Source organism: Aeromicrobium sp. 636, from assembly GCF_024433585.1.
GTDB lineage: Bacteria > Actinomycetota > Actinomycetes > Propionibacteriales > Nocardioidaceae > Aeromicrobium > Aeromicrobium senzhongii.
In genome coordinates, this window is sequence record NZ_WNJU01000001.1 from 48,459 (window position 1) to 62,094 (window position 13,636).

16 protein-coding genes are annotated in these 13,636 nt (G+C 70.9%); 14 read left to right on the top strand and 2 right to left on the bottom strand.

The genetic code is table 11. The annotated features are described in order from the left end of the window. Positions 1–40: 40 nt before the first annotated feature. Genes GL325_RS00280 through GL325_RS00330 form a run of 11 tightly spaced genes read left to right on the top strand, consistent with a single transcriptional unit; the run spans position 41 to position 10,952 of the window. Positions 41–769, top strand: a complete 729-nt coding sequence (locus tag GL325_RS00280; RefSeq protein ID WP_154594723.1) for an enoyl-CoA hydratase — start codon at positions 41–43, stop codon at positions 767–769. After that, positions 769–1,227 (top strand): AMP-binding protein, encoded by a 459-nt coding sequence (locus GL325_RS00285; RefSeq protein ID WP_187768261.1) that lies wholly within the window; start codon positions 769–771, stop codon positions 1,225–1,227. Before GL325_RS00280 ends, GL325_RS00285 begins: the two co-directional genes overlap by 1 nt. A 53-nt stretch (positions 1,228–1,280) precedes the next feature. Then, positions 1,281–2,501, top strand: coding sequence for a 1-deoxy-D-xylulose-5-phosphate reductoisomerase (dxr, locus tag GL325_RS00290; protein WP_223110940.1), 1,221 nt, complete (start codon positions 1,281–1,283; stop codon positions 2,499–2,501). Further along, on the top strand, positions 2,498–3,799 hold the full coding sequence (locus GL325_RS00295) for an RIP metalloprotease (protein ID WP_222865756.1): 1,302 nt from the start codon (positions 2,498–2,500) through the stop codon (positions 3,797–3,799). Before dxr ends, GL325_RS00295 begins: the two co-directional genes overlap by 4 nt. 17 nt (positions 3,800–3,816) lie before the next feature. Beyond that, positions 3,817–4,947 (top strand): flavodoxin-dependent (E)-4-hydroxy-3-methylbut-2-enyl-diphosphate synthase, encoded by a 1,131-nt coding sequence (gene ispG, locus GL325_RS00300; RefSeq protein ID WP_154596115.1) that lies wholly within the window; start codon positions 3,817–3,819, stop codon positions 4,945–4,947. A 39-nt stretch (positions 4,948–4,986) separates the two neighbouring features. Then, positions 4,987–5,853, top strand: a complete 867-nt coding sequence (locus GL325_RS00305) for a DUF4081 domain-containing GNAT family N-acetyltransferase (protein ID WP_187768263.1) — start codon at positions 4,987–4,989, stop codon at positions 5,851–5,853. Between the two features lie 41 nt (positions 5,854–5,894). Then, positions 5,895–6,314 carry a DoxX family protein gene (locus tag GL325_RS00310; protein WP_187768264.1) on the top strand — a complete coding sequence of 140 codons (420 nt, stop codon included), beginning with the start codon at positions 5,895–5,897 and terminating at the stop codon, positions 6,312–6,314. Positions 6,315–6,323: 9 nt separating this feature from the next. Continuing rightward, entirely contained in the window at positions 6,324–8,066 is a 1,743-nt protein-coding gene (locus tag GL325_RS00315) for a proline--tRNA ligase (protein WP_187768265.1), read from the top strand. 4 nt (positions 8,067–8,070) lie between these two features. Next, entirely contained in the window at positions 8,071–8,538 is a 468-nt protein-coding gene (locus tag GL325_RS00320) for a hypothetical protein (RefSeq protein WP_187768266.1), read from the top strand. A gap of 40 nt (positions 8,539–8,578) precedes the next feature. After that, positions 8,579–9,709, top strand: coding sequence for a hypothetical protein (locus tag GL325_RS00325; protein WP_187768267.1), 1,131 nt, complete (start codon positions 8,579–8,581; stop codon positions 9,707–9,709). A gap of 52 nt (positions 9,710–9,761) precedes the next feature. Next, complete coding sequence (locus GL325_RS00330) at positions 9,762–10,952, top strand: hypothetical protein (protein WP_187768268.1); 1,191 nt, start codon at positions 9,762–9,764, stop codon at positions 10,950–10,952. Here the strand turns inward: GL325_RS00330 and GL325_RS00335 are convergent, their stop codons facing one another. Both GL325_RS00335 and GL325_RS00340 read right to left on the bottom strand, forming a co-directional pair. Further along, positions 10,953–11,363: a DUF4439 domain-containing protein gene (locus GL325_RS00335; protein WP_187768269.1), complete on the bottom strand. Its 411-nt coding sequence runs from the start codon at positions 11,361–11,363 to the stop codon at positions 10,953–10,955. After that, positions 11,360–11,773: a hypothetical protein gene (locus GL325_RS00340; RefSeq protein ID WP_154594733.1), complete on the bottom strand. Its 414-nt coding sequence runs from the start codon at positions 11,771–11,773 to the stop codon at positions 11,360–11,362. The genes GL325_RS00335 and GL325_RS00340 overlap by 4 nt, the downstream gene beginning before the upstream one ends. Positions 11,774–11,846: 73 nt before the next feature. Here GL325_RS00340 and rimP point away from each other — a divergent pair, with 73 nt between their 5' ends. Genes rimP through GL325_RS00355 form a run of 3 tightly spaced genes read left to right on the top strand, consistent with a single transcriptional unit; the run spans position 11,847 to position 13,629 of the window. Further along, positions 11,847–12,311 carry a ribosome maturation factor RimP gene (gene rimP / locus GL325_RS00345; protein ID WP_154594734.1) on the top strand — a complete coding sequence of 155 codons (465 nt, stop codon included), beginning with the start codon at positions 11,847–11,849 and terminating at the stop codon, positions 12,309–12,311. After that, positions 12,311–13,339: a transcription termination factor NusA gene (nusA, locus tag GL325_RS00350; protein WP_154594735.1), complete on the top strand. Its 1,029-nt coding sequence runs from the start codon at positions 12,311–12,313 to the stop codon at positions 13,337–13,339. Before rimP ends, nusA begins: the two co-directional genes overlap by 1 nt. 17 nt (positions 13,340–13,356) lie before the next feature. After that, on the top strand, positions 13,357–13,629 hold the full coding sequence (locus GL325_RS00355) for a YlxR family protein (protein ID WP_154594736.1): 273 nt from the start codon (positions 13,357–13,359) through the stop codon (positions 13,627–13,629). Positions 13,630–13,636 lie beyond the last annotated feature (7 nt).

Below are 13,636 nucleotides of genomic sequence, written 5' to 3' on the forward strand. Positions count from 1 at the left end.
AGCGCCGTCCGCGCGGTGGTCGGTCGCTAGGTTGGATCGCATGTCCGACCTGCTGACCACCGCGCGCGACGGCGACGTCGTCGTCCTGACGTTGCGGCGTCCCGACCGACGCAACGCCCTCAACCTCGAGCTGTGCCAGGCGCTGCACGCGGCTGCGGCCGACGCCGTGCAGTCCGGCGCCCGCGTGATCGTGGTGACGGGGGAGGGCACCGCGTTCTGTGCCGGCGCCGACCTGGACGGGGTCTACGGCGACGCGTTCATCTCCGCGCTCTACGAGATGCTCCACGGTCTGACCCTGGTGCCGGTCCCCGTCATCGCCGCGGTCAACGGGCCGGCGATCGGGGCCGGCACGCAGCTCGCGATCGCCTGCGACCTGCGGGTGGTCGACGAGCGAGCCCGGTTCGCGGTCCCCACCGCGCGCAACGGCATGGCCGTCGACGCGTGGACGATCCGCACCCTGGCGCAGCTCGCCGGTACCGGCCGCGCCCGCCGCGTCATGCTGGCGGCCGACACCATCGGTCACGACGAGGCACTGTCGTGCGGGCTCGCCGACCGGGCGGGCACCCTCGACGACGCGATCGCGTGGGCCCAGGAGATCGCCCGCCTGGCCCCGCTGACCCTGGCGCACAACAAGCTCGTGCTCAACGGCTCGACGCAGGACGACGAGCGCATCGCCCAGAGCTTCGCCGACGTCTGGGCCAGTGAGGACGTCAAGGAAGCCGCCACCGCCCGCGCCGAGAAGCGCGAGCCGATCTTCAGGGGACACTGATGGCACGACCCCACAGCGTGGCCTTCCGGGCGCTGGACCTCAACGTCATCCGGGGTCGCGCCGACGACTCGGCGCTGGTGACCCCCACCGGAACGCTCTCGTACGCCCAGCTGCTGCACGAGTCGGCATCGCTGGCCGGGGGGCTGCGCGAGCTGGGACTGCGTGCCGGGGTACCAGTCCACCTCGACGTGCCCGACCGGCACGTCTGGGTGGTCAGCGTGCTGGCGATCGTCCGGCTGGGCGCCGAGCCCGATGAGCGGGCCTCCTTCACCATCACCGGTGATCCGGCGGTCATCAACGTCGGTGGCGAGGAGTACGAGCTCGATCTCGTCCTGCGCGCCGGGCGCGTCGATCCGGCCGCCGCGGAGGTCCACGATTCCGGCGACTACGGCGAGCGGATGGAGCGCCGGTTCGGCGACGTCCTGGCCACGCTGCTGCACGGCGGCACGCTGACCTGAGCACTTCATCGGGCCGGGTCCGCGCTTCGGGGCCCGGTGCCACAATGGACCCCATGAGTTCTCGCGTGGTCGTCCTGGGCTCCACCGGCTCGATCGGCACGCAGGCGCTCGACGTCGTGCGCGCCCATCGCGACCGATTCGACGTCGTGGCGATCGCCGCCGGTGGCGCCGATCCCTCCACCTTGGCGTCCCAGGCGCTCGAGTTCGGGGTCGAGGTCGTCGCCGTGGCCAACGCCACCGCCGCCCAGGACGTGCAGTTGGCCCTCTACGCCGAGGCGCAACGCCGCGGCTGGTCCGCGGGGGAGTACCGCCTGCCCCGCCTGCTGGCCGGGCCCGACGCCGCCGTCGAGGCCGCCCGGATCCCCGCCGACACCGTCCTGAACGGCATGACCGGCGCCGTCGGCCTGCTGCCCACCCTCGCGGCACTGGAGTCCGGCGCCACGCTGGCCCTGGCCAACAAGGAGTCGCTCATCATGGGCGGCTCCCTGGTCCTGGACGCCGCGAAGCCCGGGCAGCTGGTCCCGGTCGACTCCGAGCACTCCGCCCTGGCCCAGGCCCTGCGGGGCGAGGAGATCGACGACGTGCGCCGCCTCGTCCTGACCGCCAGTGGCGGTCCGTTCCGCGGCCTCGCCCGCGAGGACCTGCGCGACGTCACGCCCGAGCAGGCCGCGGCGCACCCGACGTGGGACATGGGCCCGGTCATCACCATCAACTCGGCCACGCTCGTGAACAAGGGTCTCGAGGTCATCGAGGCCCACCTGCTGTTCGGCATCGAGTACGAGCGGATCGACGTGGTGGTGCACCCCACGTCCGTCGTGCACTCGATGGTCGAGTTCGTGGACGGCTCCACGATGGCGCAGGCGTCCCCGCCCGACATGAAGCTGCCGATCGCGCTGGGCCTGTCCTGGCCGCGCCGGCTCCCCGGCGCCGTCGCCCCCTGCGACTGGACCTCCGCGACCGCCTGGGAGTTCTTCCCGCTCGACGAGGACGCCTTCGCGGCGATCGGCGTCGCCCGCCGTGCCGGTGCCTTCGGACGCACCGCACCGGCGGTGTTCAATGCCGCGAACGAGGTCTGTGTCGATGCGTTCGTGGCCGGCGACCTGGACTTCCTCGGGATCGTCGACACGGTCGCCGAGATCGTCGACGAGCACCTGGCCGACCCCGACTGGGCGAGCGGCGACCTCACGGTCGAGCGGGTCCTCGAGGCGGACGCGGCCGCGCGTGAGCGGGCCCGCACCGTCGTCGCGTCCCGAGCCGAGGTGATGGGCCGATGATGTACGCCCTCGGAGTCATCGTCTTCCTCGTCGGTGTCGCGTTGTCGATCGCCCTGCACGAGGTCGGGCACATGTGGCCGGCCAAGAAGTTCGGTGTCAAGGTCACCCAGTTCTTCGTCGGCTTCGGCCGCACCGTCTGGTCCGTCAAGCGCGGCGAGACCGAGTACGGCCTCAAGGCCATCCCGCTGGGCGGCTACGTCAAGCTCGTCGGGATGCTCCCGCCCGAGCGTGAGGAGCGCGATCACGACGGCCACCTGGTCCTCCGCTCGTCGGACACGGGCCTGTTCACCCAGATGGCCACGGACGCGCGGGCCGCCGAGTACGTCGACGTCGACCCGGCCGACGAGGACCGCCTGTTCTACCGCAAGCCCTGGTGGCAGAAGGTCATCGTGATGGCCGGCGGCCCGACCGTGAACCTGCTCATCGCCACGGTCCTGTTCGCGATCTCGTTCATGGCGTTCGGCGTGCCGACGCCCACGACGACCGTCGCCCAGGTCTCGGACTGCGCGATCACCGACGCCGAGGCGGGCCGGGCGTGCACGGACGAGGATCCGATCACGCCGGCGCGTCAGGCCGGGCTGGAGCCCGGCGACGTCCTGACCACCTTCAACGGCGAGCCGCTCGACGACTGGGACGAGCTGACCACGCTGATCCGCCGCAATGGCGACCGCGAGGCCACGATCGGCTACGAGCGCGACGGAGCGGCCAACGAGGTCACGGTCAACACCTCGGTGCTGGCGCGGGCCTCCGTCGACGATCCGCAGCGGGTCGAGAACGTGGGCTTCCTGGGCGTGGCGCCCGAGTTCGCGACCGAGCGCCAGGGACCGGTCTACGTCGTCGACCAGATGGGCGAGATGATCGGCGCCACCGCGAACGCCCTGGTGCACCTCCCCGCGCGCATGGTGGGCGTCGTGAAGGCCGCCCTGGGTGGCGAGCGCGAGTCCGACGGGCCCGTCAGCGTGGTGGGCGCGAGCCGGGTCGCCGGCGAGCTCGTGACGTACAACGACCCCAGCTGGGGGGAGCGCGCGCAGCGCATCATCAGCCTGCTGGCGAGCCTCAACCTGTTCCTGTGGCTGTTCAACCTCATCCCGTTGCTGCCGCTGGACGGCGGGCACATCGCGGGGGCCCTGTGGGAGCAGCTCCGGCGTACCTTCGCCCGTCTGCGTGGGAAGCCGGATCCGGGGTTCGTGGACGTCGCCAAGATGCTGCCGGTCGCCTACGTGGTTGGGCTCGTCCTTATAGTCATGGGTGTGGTTCTGATCTATGCGGACATCGTCAATCCGGTGAGACTCTCGTGAGCGGGGTCGACCTCGGCATGCCCGAGGCGCCGCCGCCGGTCCTGGCTCCCCGGCGCCCCACGCGCAAGATCAAGGTGGGCTCGGTCGACGTCGGTGGAGACGCCCCGATCTCGGTCCAGTCGATGACCACGACGCTGACCTCCGACATCAACTCGACGCTGCAGCAGATCGCCGAGTTGACCGCCGCCGGCTGTGACATCGTGCGCGTGGCGTGCCCCAGCCAGGACGACGCCGAGGCGTTGCCGGCGATCGCGCGCAAGTCGCAGATCCCGGTGATCGCCGACATCCACTTCCAGCCCAAGTACGTCTTCGCCGCGATCGACGCCGGCTGCGCGGCCGTGCGCGTCAACCCGGGCAACATCCGCAAGTTCGACGATCAGGTCGGCGCGATCGCCAAGGCGGCCAAGGACGCCGGCGTCTCGCTGCGGATCGGCGTCAACGCGGGCTCGCTCGACAAGCGTCTGCTCGAGAAGTACGGCAAGGCCACGCCCGAGGCGCTGGTCGAGTCGGCCGTCTGGGAGGCCTCGCTGTTCGAGGAGCACGACTTCCACGACTTCAAGATCTCGGTCAAGCACAACGACCCGGTGGTCATGGTGCGCGCCTACGAGCTGCTCTCGGAGCGGGGCGACTGGCCGCTGCACCTTGGCGTGACCGAGGCCGGCCCGGCCTTCCAGGGCACCATCAAGAGCGCCACGGCGTTCGGCGCCCTGCTCAGCAAGGGCATCGGCGACACGATCCGCGTCTCCCTGTCGGCGCCTCCGGTCGAGGAGGTCAAGGTCGGCATCCAGATCCTGCAGTCGCTGAACCTGCGCCCGCGCAAGCTCGAGATCGTCTCCTGCCCGTCGTGCGGCCGCGCCCAGGTCGACGTCTACACGCTCGCCGAGCAGGTCACCGCAGGACTCGACGGGCTCGAGGTGCCGCTGCGTGTGGCCGTCATGGGCTGCGTCGTCAACGGACCGGGCGAGGCCCGCGAGGCCGATCTCGGCGTGGCGTCCGGCAACGGCAAGGGACAGATCTTCGTCAAGGGCGAGGTCATCAAGACCGTGCCCGAGAGCCAGATCGTCGAGACCCTCATCGAAGAGGCGATGCGGATCGCCGAGACGATGGAGCCGGTCGAGGGCGGCGGCGCGTCGGTTTCGGTGTCCTGACGGACGCTGATCCGATGCCTCCGCGGGTACTCTCGTGCCATGACCGAGGTCTGTGACCAGTCAGCGGCGACGTCCTCCTATGTGAGGCCGTTGGGACGTGCGGACCTGGAGATCGTCCACGACGTGCTCGACCGCGAGCCGTTGATCGACATGTTCGTGCGTCACCGCGTCGACTCCACTCGGTTGGACCGCCGGTGGTTCGGTGCCGAGCTGTGGGGCTACTTCGAGGACGGCGTGGCGATCTCGCTGTTGCACGTGGGCGCGAACGTCGTCCCGGCGCAGGCCACGCCCGCAGCGATCGAGGCCTTCGGGGCGCGCCTGCTGTCCCACGGACACAAGCCCAGCTCGCTGGTCGGGCCGGCGGCCGCGGTGCTGCCGCTGTGGGACCTCGTCAAGGACGAATGGGGACCCGCGCGGTCGCCCCGTCCCGCTCAGCCGTTCATGGTGCTCAAGCACGACAGTGACGTCCAGCTGGACCCTCGGGTCAAGCCCGTGCGGCTGGACCAGGTCGACGACCTCTATCCCGCCTGCGTGGCGATGTTCACCGAGGAGGTCGGCGTGCACCCGGAGTCCGTCGGCTCCCCGCACGGGTACCGCGCGCGGGTGACGCAGCTGGTGTCGATGGGCTGGTCCTACGCGATCATCGAGGACGGCACGGTGCTGTTCAAGACCGAGGTCGGTGCCGCGACCGACACCGGCTGCCAACTGCAGGGCGTGTGGGTGCACCCGGAGCTGCGGGGGACCGGCGTCGCCGCCCCGGCGTTGGCGTCGGTGGTCCGGCAGGTGCGCCGCTCGGTCGCCCCGGCGGTCACGCTCTACGTCAACGAGCACAACACTCCGGCGCGACGTGCCTACGAGCGGGTCGGCTTCCGCGAGGTCGAGACCTTCGCCTCGATCCTGCTGTGACACTCCACGGTTCGCACCGCCCCTCCCGAAAGCAGGTCACGATGCCTCGTCGTACCGATCTGGCGCTCGTTGCCGTCCCGTTCGCCGTCTCGGGGGTCGTCCACCTCGTCCGGCCCCAGACCTTCGAGCGGATCGTGCCCCGCTTCCTGCCGCGGCGCCGTGACCTCGTGCTGGTGTCCGGTGTCGCCGAGCTGGTGTGTGCCGCGGCCGTGCTCGCGCCCCGGACCCGGCGGGTCGGGGCGCTCGCGTCCGCCGGCCTGCTGGCGGCGGTGTTCCCCGCCAACGTGCAGATGGCGGTCGACGTCGTCGGCAGCCGCCGTGCCTCGCCGGCCTTCAAGGCGGGGGTCCTCGCCCGCCTGCCGTTGCAGTGGCCCTTGATCCGTGCGGCGCTCAACCTGGCGCGCTCCAGCGCCGCCCTGAACGGGTCGGGTGCCCGCCGGGTTGCCGGCCCGGACGGATAACCTCGTCGTATGCGCATGAGCCAGCTGTTCCTCCGTACCCTGCGCGACGATCCCGCCGATGCCGAGGTGCCGAGCCACAAGCTGCTCGTCCGCGCCGGCTACGTCCGTCGCGTCGCCCCCGGCATCTACTCGTGGTTGCCGCTCGGCCTGCGCGTGCTGGCCAAGGTCGAGGCGATCGTCCGCGAGGAGATGGGTGCGATCGGCGGCCAGGAGGTGCGGTTCCCCGCGCTGCTGCCGCGCGATCCCTACGAGGCGACCGAGCGCTGGACCGAGTACGGCGACAACCTCTTCCGGCTCAAGGACCGTCGCGGCAACGACATGCTGCTCGGGCCCACGCACGAGGAGATGTTCACGCTGCTGGTGAAGGACCTGTACGGCTCGTACAAGGACCTGCCCGCGATCCTCTACCAGATCCAGACCAAGTACCGCGACGAGGCGCGTCCGCGCGCCGGCATCCTGCGCGGCCGTGAGTTCATCATGAAGGACTCGTACTCCTTCGACGTGACCGACGAGGGCCTCGAGGCGGCCTACCAGGCGCACCGCGCGGCCTACATCCGCGTGTTCGACCGTCTCGGCTTCGAGTACGCGATCGTCCAGGCCGACTCCGGCGCGATGGGCGGCTCGGCCAGCGAGGAGTTCCTGGTCGTCTCCGAGAACGGCGAGGACACCTTCGTGCGTTCGCCCGGCGGCTACGCGGCCAACGTCGAGGCCGTCACCACGGTCGTGCCCGACCCGATCCCGTTCGACGGGCTGCCGGCGTCGCACGTCGAGGACACCCCCGACACCCCGACGATCGAGACGCTCGTCGCCCACGCCAACGAGGCGTTCCCGCGCGACGACCGTCCGTGGACCGCGGCCGACACGCTCAAGAACGTGCTCGTCATGCTGCGTCACCCCGACGGCTCCACCGAGCCGCTGGCGATCGGCCTGCCCGGCGACCGCGAGGTCGACGCCAAGCGCCTCGAGGCGCAGGTGTCCCCGGCGGAGGTCGAGGCGTTCGACGAGACCGCCTTCGCCAAGTACCCGGACCTGGCCAAGGGCTACATCGGCCCCGGCGTGCTGGGCACCGAGAAGGCCACCGGCATCCGCTACCTGACCGACCCGCGGGTCGTCGACGGGACGAGCTGGATCACCGGCGCCGACCAGCCCGGCAAGCACGTCTTCGACCTGGTCGCCGGTCGTGACTTCACCTCCGACGGCACGATCGAGGCCGCCGAGGTGCGCGCCGGCGATCCGGCGCCGGACGGCTCCGGTCCGCTGGAGCTGGCGCGCGGCATGGAGATGGGCCACATCTTCCAGCTCGGCCGCAAGTACGCCGAGCGACTCGGCCTGCAGGTGCTGGACGAGAACGGCAAGCTCGTCACGGTCACGATGGGCTCGTACGGCATCGGCGTCTCGCGTGCGGTCGCCGCGGTCGTCGAGGGCTCCTACGACGAGGCCGGCATCGTCTGGCCCCGGGAGGTCGCACCGTTCGACATCCACCTCGTCGTGGCGGGCAAGGCGCCCGAGCTGTTCGAGGGTGCCGACGCGATCGTCGCCGACCTCGAGGCCGCCGGCCTGGAGGTCCTGTACGACGACCGACCCAAGATGTCGCCCGGCGTGAAGTTCAAGGATGCCGAGCTGATCGGTGTCCCGACGATCGTCGTGGTGGGCAAGGGCCTGGCCGACGGTGTCGTCGAGGTCAAGGATCGCGCCACCGGCGAGCGCCGCGACGTGCCCGTGGCGGAGTTGGTCGCCACCTTGACGGCCTGAGCTCGTGGTCGGGGGACTGCTCGGGGCGCGACGCCCTGTCATCGCGCTGGTGCTGGTGCTCGCGCTGTCCGCCTGTTCTGACGATCCCGACGGGCTGTCCGCCCAGGGGTCGCTCGCGGACCTGCGCAAGGCCGGCACGGCGATCCTGGAGTCCGCGTCCGAGGGTGAGGCCCCCGTCGAGGCTCCGGCCCGCGACGTCCCGTGCGGCGGGCTGGGCGGCAACGAGTGGAACAAGATCTCGTATTCGTACGAGGCTGCTGCCGGTGTCGTCGAGGACGCCGACGCGAGTCTCGCGCGGGCCATCGCGGCGATCGAGGACCTGGGGATCCGGCACGACGGGGTCCAGCAGTGGCCCTCAGGGCCCGGCGTGTCGTTCTACGCCGAGGGCTTCAACGGCGGGGTGTTCGTGCACGAGGACGGCGCCCTCGAGGTGCGTGCCCAGACCGACTGCCTCGACAACCCCGAGCGATGAAACGGGCCGTCGGCATTGACACCGCCGTGAGGATGAGCCGGTGAGACGTACCGCAATCCTCGTCCTGCTGGTTCTCGGCCTGACGGCGTGCACGAGTGAGTCGTCGCCGGAGCCGTCGGGCCCCACCGTGCTGTCGCTGGACTCCGTGCCGGAATTGACGGTCGGCGAGGACTACGACGTCGTCACGCTCGTCCCGACCCGGATCGACGGCCGTGCCGCCTCGCTGGCGGGGTGGACGGCGGACGGCACCGAGATCCACGAGCGCCACGCCCACAGCGCCGACGGCGACCCGAAGGACGACGACCCGTACGCCGTGGCGTTGGTGGCACGCGACCCGAAGACGGGGCGCACCACGGTGGTGTCGGACCGCGCCCGGCGGCAGGGACAGGTGGCGCGCGACCGGATTCCCGGGAATGCGCTGCAGATCGTGTCCACCGTGGTCGCGGGCGATCTCGTCGTCTGGATCGAGGTTCGGGGCAACGCGCCCGGTGGCGACCTGTACGTCCGCGACATGGACGCCGGGACGGAGCGGCGCCTGGTGCGATCGGGGGCGCTGGCCACGACCACCGGTCCGGTGATCCACGGGGAGGACGTGTACTTCGTCGGGATCGACGGCGACGATCCGGAACGCCTGCCCACCCGGACGTCCGTGTATCGGATGCCGGTCGACGGCTCGGGGGAGCCCGAGCTCGTGGCCGCGGGCGCGACCGACGTCTTCGGCGACCAGGCGGTGCTGGCGCCGGCCGAGGGGATGCTGCAGGTGGCCTTGGAGGATCGCGTCGTGGACTGGGACCCCGAGCGGGGTGCCGAGGGCGAGGTCGACGGCACCGAGTTGCCGGCCGACTGCGGCGTCTCCGCCGGCGAGGGCGTCACGGTCGCGTGTGCCGGCGAGCCCCAGGAGCTGACCATCGACACCGGTGACCGACGCTTCGTGGCCACGGGTGCATCGGGCAGGTTCGCGTGGCTGGAGGCGAACGGGCGGTGGGTGCGGTTCACGGTTGATGACGACGGCGACCAGACGCAGTACGTGTTCGACGTCATCGGCGAGAAGCTGCTGCGGGTACCCGCGTCCCGGAACCTGAGAGGACTACAGACCACCTCGTACTTCCTCGGGGTCCTCGCCAGCTCGGACCCCTATCCCACCGAACCCGTGATCGAGTTCGTGCGCTGATCTGCCAGAATCCGTCAACGCCAGTTACAGCGAATGGATGGGGGAGTCCATGATGCGCAGCACCGTCCGTGCGCATGTGATCACGGGAGTCTCGGCTCTCGTCCTCGCAGCAGGCCTCGGTGCCTGCTCGGGTGAGGGGTCCGGCGACCCCGAGGGATACGCCGAGCCCACGCGACTCGTCGCCGACGCCAGCACGCCCTTCGCGCAGGAGGGGCAGGACTACACGGTGAGCGGCAAGGTGCTGGGTCGCCTCGGCGACCGCTCGGCCGCCTTCGCCGGCTGGACCGAGGACGGCACCGAGATCTACCAGCGATTCCCCGGTCGGTTCGACATCTCGAAGCGGCCGGGCGACAGCGACCCGCGCCAGGCGGCCCTCATGGCCCGGGACCCCGCAACGGGCAAGACCCGCGTGCTGTCCGACCGGCCCCGGACGGCTCGGCCCGCGCCGCCGTTGGTGCACGATCTGGGCTACAGCGCCACGACGATCGACGGTAACCGTGTGCTGTGGGTCGAGACCTACGACATCAGCCTCGGCGACCTCTACGTCCACGACCTCGAGACCGGCCGCGAGACCCTGCTGGTCAGCGCGAAGGGCGCGGGCAAGTCCAACCCGCCGTGGCCCACCGGGCTGGTCGATCCCGTGGTGCGCGGTGAGACCGTGTACTTCGTCGGGTACACGGAGGCGACGGTGAACGAGGTGCGCGGTGCCCGAGGCCGGACGTCCGTGTTCGCGGTGCCGATCGACGGCAGCGGTGAGCCCACCGAGATCGTTCCGGGTGCGACCGATCTCTTCGCAGGGCCCGACGGCCTGCTCGAGGTGGTCCTGGCCAACCGCCTGGTCCGCTGGGATCCGGCGAAGGGCCCGGACGGCGAGGTGGACGAATCGAATCTGCCGGGGCCCGAGCTCTACGCGAACGAGTCGGGCGTGCGGATGAGCCACAGCGAGGACGGCAAGCCGATCCTCATCGAATCGCCGAAGTACGGCCGCTTCCAGATCACCGTGGGCAACGCGGGCTCGGTGTATCTGACGGCCTCCGACCGGTGGGCGGCCTTCTCGATCCTGCTCGAGGGTGGCACCCAGGCGTTCCTGCTCGACATGGCCCGTGGTGAGCTCCGTCGCATCAAGGACGTCCAATTCGTGTGGCACGGTCGGCCCGCGACCCCGGAGACGTACATCGCGCGGCCCCAGTACGAGATCACGCCGAAGACGTTCGACGTCCTCGAGTTGGTGCCGGCGGACTGATCAGTCCAGCCCGGGGAAGGGCTCGGGCTCGGCGCCCCAGCGCACCTGGCCCAGCGCTGCGGTGCGCAGGCCGCGGACCGCGCGGTCACGTGCCTTGTCCTCGGTGACGGCCACCAACCGGACGCAGGTGGCGGCGATGCGCGACTCGACGTCCTGCACCAGGGCCCGTGCGGCGGCGGCGTCCCGCGGATCGGTCACCGCGTAGGAGGGTCGCGGGCCCGCCGGGCGGCCGGCGAGCGACTCGACGACGCCGCCGAGCCGATCCCGGGTGGTCCGGTGCGCCGCCAGGTCCTTGCGTGCGGCGCCGGCCAGGTCGGGGAAGCGTGCGCCCACGAGTCCCAGGACCCAGATCGCCTCGTGCTCGAGGGCCAGCCAGCGCTCGGTGAGGCGCAGCTGCGTCTCGGCGCTCATGCCAGCGTCACCGCTTGGGCGAGGCCGGCCGACAGGGAGGCCAGAACCTGGGCGAACTCCGGCGAGATCGCGGTCCGGGCGTCGGTCGCGCGATGGCGGGAGGCGGTGCGCAGCGCTCCCGCGAGGTCACCCGCTGTCGTCGTGGTCCCGGGGGTGGCGCCGAGTTGCTCCAGTTGGGCGGCCAGCAGGGTCGCGACGGCGGTGTTGTCGGCTCCGCGTGCGATGGCCAGCACCCGCTGCTGGTCGTCCACCACGGCCTTCATCAAGGAGGTGTCCTCGGGACGGGGGAGCGGCTTGGGCTTCGCGCCCACGGCACGCAGGGCGTCGTCGAAGGTGTCGGTGACGAAGAGGCCGGCCAACGCGACGGCCACGCCACCGGCGGCTGCCAGGACGACACGACGGCTGCTCACGACCGCAGACTACCGAGCGAGCGCACTTCGATAAGATGGGGTGTTCACGCACCACAACTGAAGAGGACCAGAGATGACGACCCCGATCATCGACCGGATATCGAGTCTCCTCGAGCCCGTGACCGCCTCGCTGGGACTTGACCTCGAAGAGGTCGAGCTGCTGGGCAAGGACGAGCGCCGCCGTCTGCTCGTCGCCGTCGATCGCGATGGCGGCGTCGGCATCGACCAGGTCGCCGAGGCCACCCGTGCCATCTCCGCCGTCCTCGACGAGTCCGACGTGATGGGGGAGGGCCGCTACACCCTCGAGGTCGCCTCGCGTGGCGTCGACCGCCCCCTCGTCGAGCCGCGCCACTGGCGCCGCAACGCCGGCCGCCTCGTCGCGGTCGAGCTCACCGACGGCGAGCGCTTCGAGGCCCGTATCGGCTCGAGCGACGACAGCGGCGTCGAGCTGAGCATCTCGGGTGACACCACCCGCTTCCCGTACGACGAGATCGTCAAGGCCGTCGTCCAGATCGAGTTGAACCGGAAGGACGTCTGATGGACATCGACATGTCCGCGCTGCGGATGCTGGAGCGCGAGAAGGGGATCAGCTTCGACCTCGTCGTCGACGCGATCGAGACCGCGCTGCTGTCCGCGTATCACAAGACCGGCGGCGCCCAGCAGCACGCGCGCGTCGAGCTGGACCGCAAGACCGGCCACGTCACCGTGTGGGCCCGCGAGCGGGTCACCCCGCCGCCCACCGAGGACGGCGAGCCCCAGCCGGCGACCTTCACCGAGGAGTTCGACGACACCCCGGAGGACTTCGGTCGCTTCGCCGCGTCGGTCGCCCGCCAGCTGATCATGCAGCGCATCCGCGACGTCGAGGACGAGCGCAAGTTCGGCGAGTTCTCCGGCCGGGTCGGCGACATCGTCTCCGGGGTCATCCAGCAGGGCCGGTCGCCCGGCGACGTGCTGATCGACCTGGGCAACATCGAGGCGATCCTGCCGGTGAACGAGCGGGTCCCCGAGGAGCGCTACGCCCACGGCGAGCGGATCAAGGCGTACGTCTACGAGGTCGAGCGCGGCATGCGCGGGCCCCGCGTCAAGGTGTCGCGCACCCACCCGAACCTGGTGAAGCTGCTGTTCGCGCTGGAGTCGCCCGAGATCGCCGACGGCACCGTCGAGATCGCCGCGATCGCCCGCGAGGCCGGTCACCGGACGAAGATCGCGGTCAAGGCGAACGCTCCGGGCGTCAACCCCAAGGGCGCCTGCATCGGTCCGATGGGCCAGCGGGTGCGCTCGGTGATGAGCGAGCTGCACGGCGAGAAGATCGACATCGTCGACTTCAGCGAGAACCCGGCCGAGTTCATCGCCTACGCGTTGTCGCCGGCCCAGGTCAAGGGCGTGACGATCGTGGACGAGACGATGCGCTCCGCGCGGGTCGTCGTGCCGGACTTCCAACTTTCCCTCGCGATCGGCAAGGAGGGCCAGAACGCCCGCCTCGCAGCGAAGTTGACCGGTTGGCGGATCGACATCCGGCCTGACACCGCGCCCGTGCCCGATGGCGATTCGTCGTCCTCCCGGTAGAGCCGCTAGACTTGACGATGGTGATTCGTACGTGCGTCGGATGTCGGCAGCGTGCGGACAAGACCACTCTGGTGAGAGTCGTCGCCGACCGGGATGACACGGGATGGACCGTGGAGCCCGATCCCGGCGGATCTCGACCGGGCCGCGGAGCGCACTTGCACCCCGCGGAACGGTGCCTGAAGCTCGCCCTCGACCGGCGGGCGTTCGTCAGGGCGCTTCGTCTCGAAGGGCCCGTCAGTACGAACGCCGTCGCTGATTGGGTGCGAGCCGAAGTCGCCCGGAGAGCCTGACCACCCG

Excerpts from the sequence above, each read along its gene's own strand:
- GL325_RS00280 (WP_154594723.1), top strand. The coding sequence starts at position 41 with ATGTCCGACCTGCTGACCACCGCGCGCGACGGCGACGTCGTCGTCCTG.
- GL325_RS00285 (WP_187768261.1), top strand. The coding sequence starts at position 769 with ATGGCACGACCCCACAGCGTGGCCTTCCGGGCGCTGGACCTCAACGTC.
- dxr (WP_223110940.1), top strand. The coding sequence starts at position 1,281 with ATGAGTTCTCGCGTGGTCGTCCTGGGCTCCACCGGCTCGATCGGCACG.
- GL325_RS00295 (WP_222865756.1), top strand. The coding sequence starts at position 2,498 with ATGATGTACGCCCTCGGAGTCATCGTCTTCCTCGTCGGTGTCGCGTTG.
- ispG (WP_154596115.1), top strand. The coding sequence starts at position 3,817 with ATGCCCGAGGCGCCGCCGCCGGTCCTGGCTCCCCGGCGCCCCACGCGC.
- GL325_RS00305 (WP_187768263.1), top strand. The coding sequence starts at position 4,987 with ATGACCGAGGTCTGTGACCAGTCAGCGGCGACGTCCTCCTATGTGAGG.
- GL325_RS00310 (WP_187768264.1), top strand. The coding sequence starts at position 5,895 with ATGCCTCGTCGTACCGATCTGGCGCTCGTTGCCGTCCCGTTCGCCGTC.
- GL325_RS00315 (WP_187768265.1), top strand. The coding sequence starts at position 6,324 with ATGCGCATGAGCCAGCTGTTCCTCCGTACCCTGCGCGACGATCCCGCC.
- GL325_RS00330 (WP_187768268.1), top strand. The coding sequence starts at position 9,762 with ATGCGCAGCACCGTCCGTGCGCATGTGATCACGGGAGTCTCGGCTCTC.
- GL325_RS00335 (WP_187768269.1), bottom strand. The coding sequence starts at position 11,363 with ATGAGCGCCGAGACGCAGCTGCGCCTCACCGAGCGCTGGCTGGCCCTC.
- rimP (WP_154594734.1), top strand. The coding sequence starts at position 11,847 with ATGACGACCCCGATCATCGACCGGATATCGAGTCTCCTCGAGCCCGTG.
- nusA (WP_154594735.1), top strand. The coding sequence starts at position 12,311 with ATGGACATCGACATGTCCGCGCTGCGGATGCTGGAGCGCGAGAAGGGG.
- GL325_RS00355 (WP_154594736.1), top strand. The coding sequence starts at position 13,357 with ATGGTGATTCGTACGTGCGTCGGATGTCGGCAGCGTGCGGACAAGACC.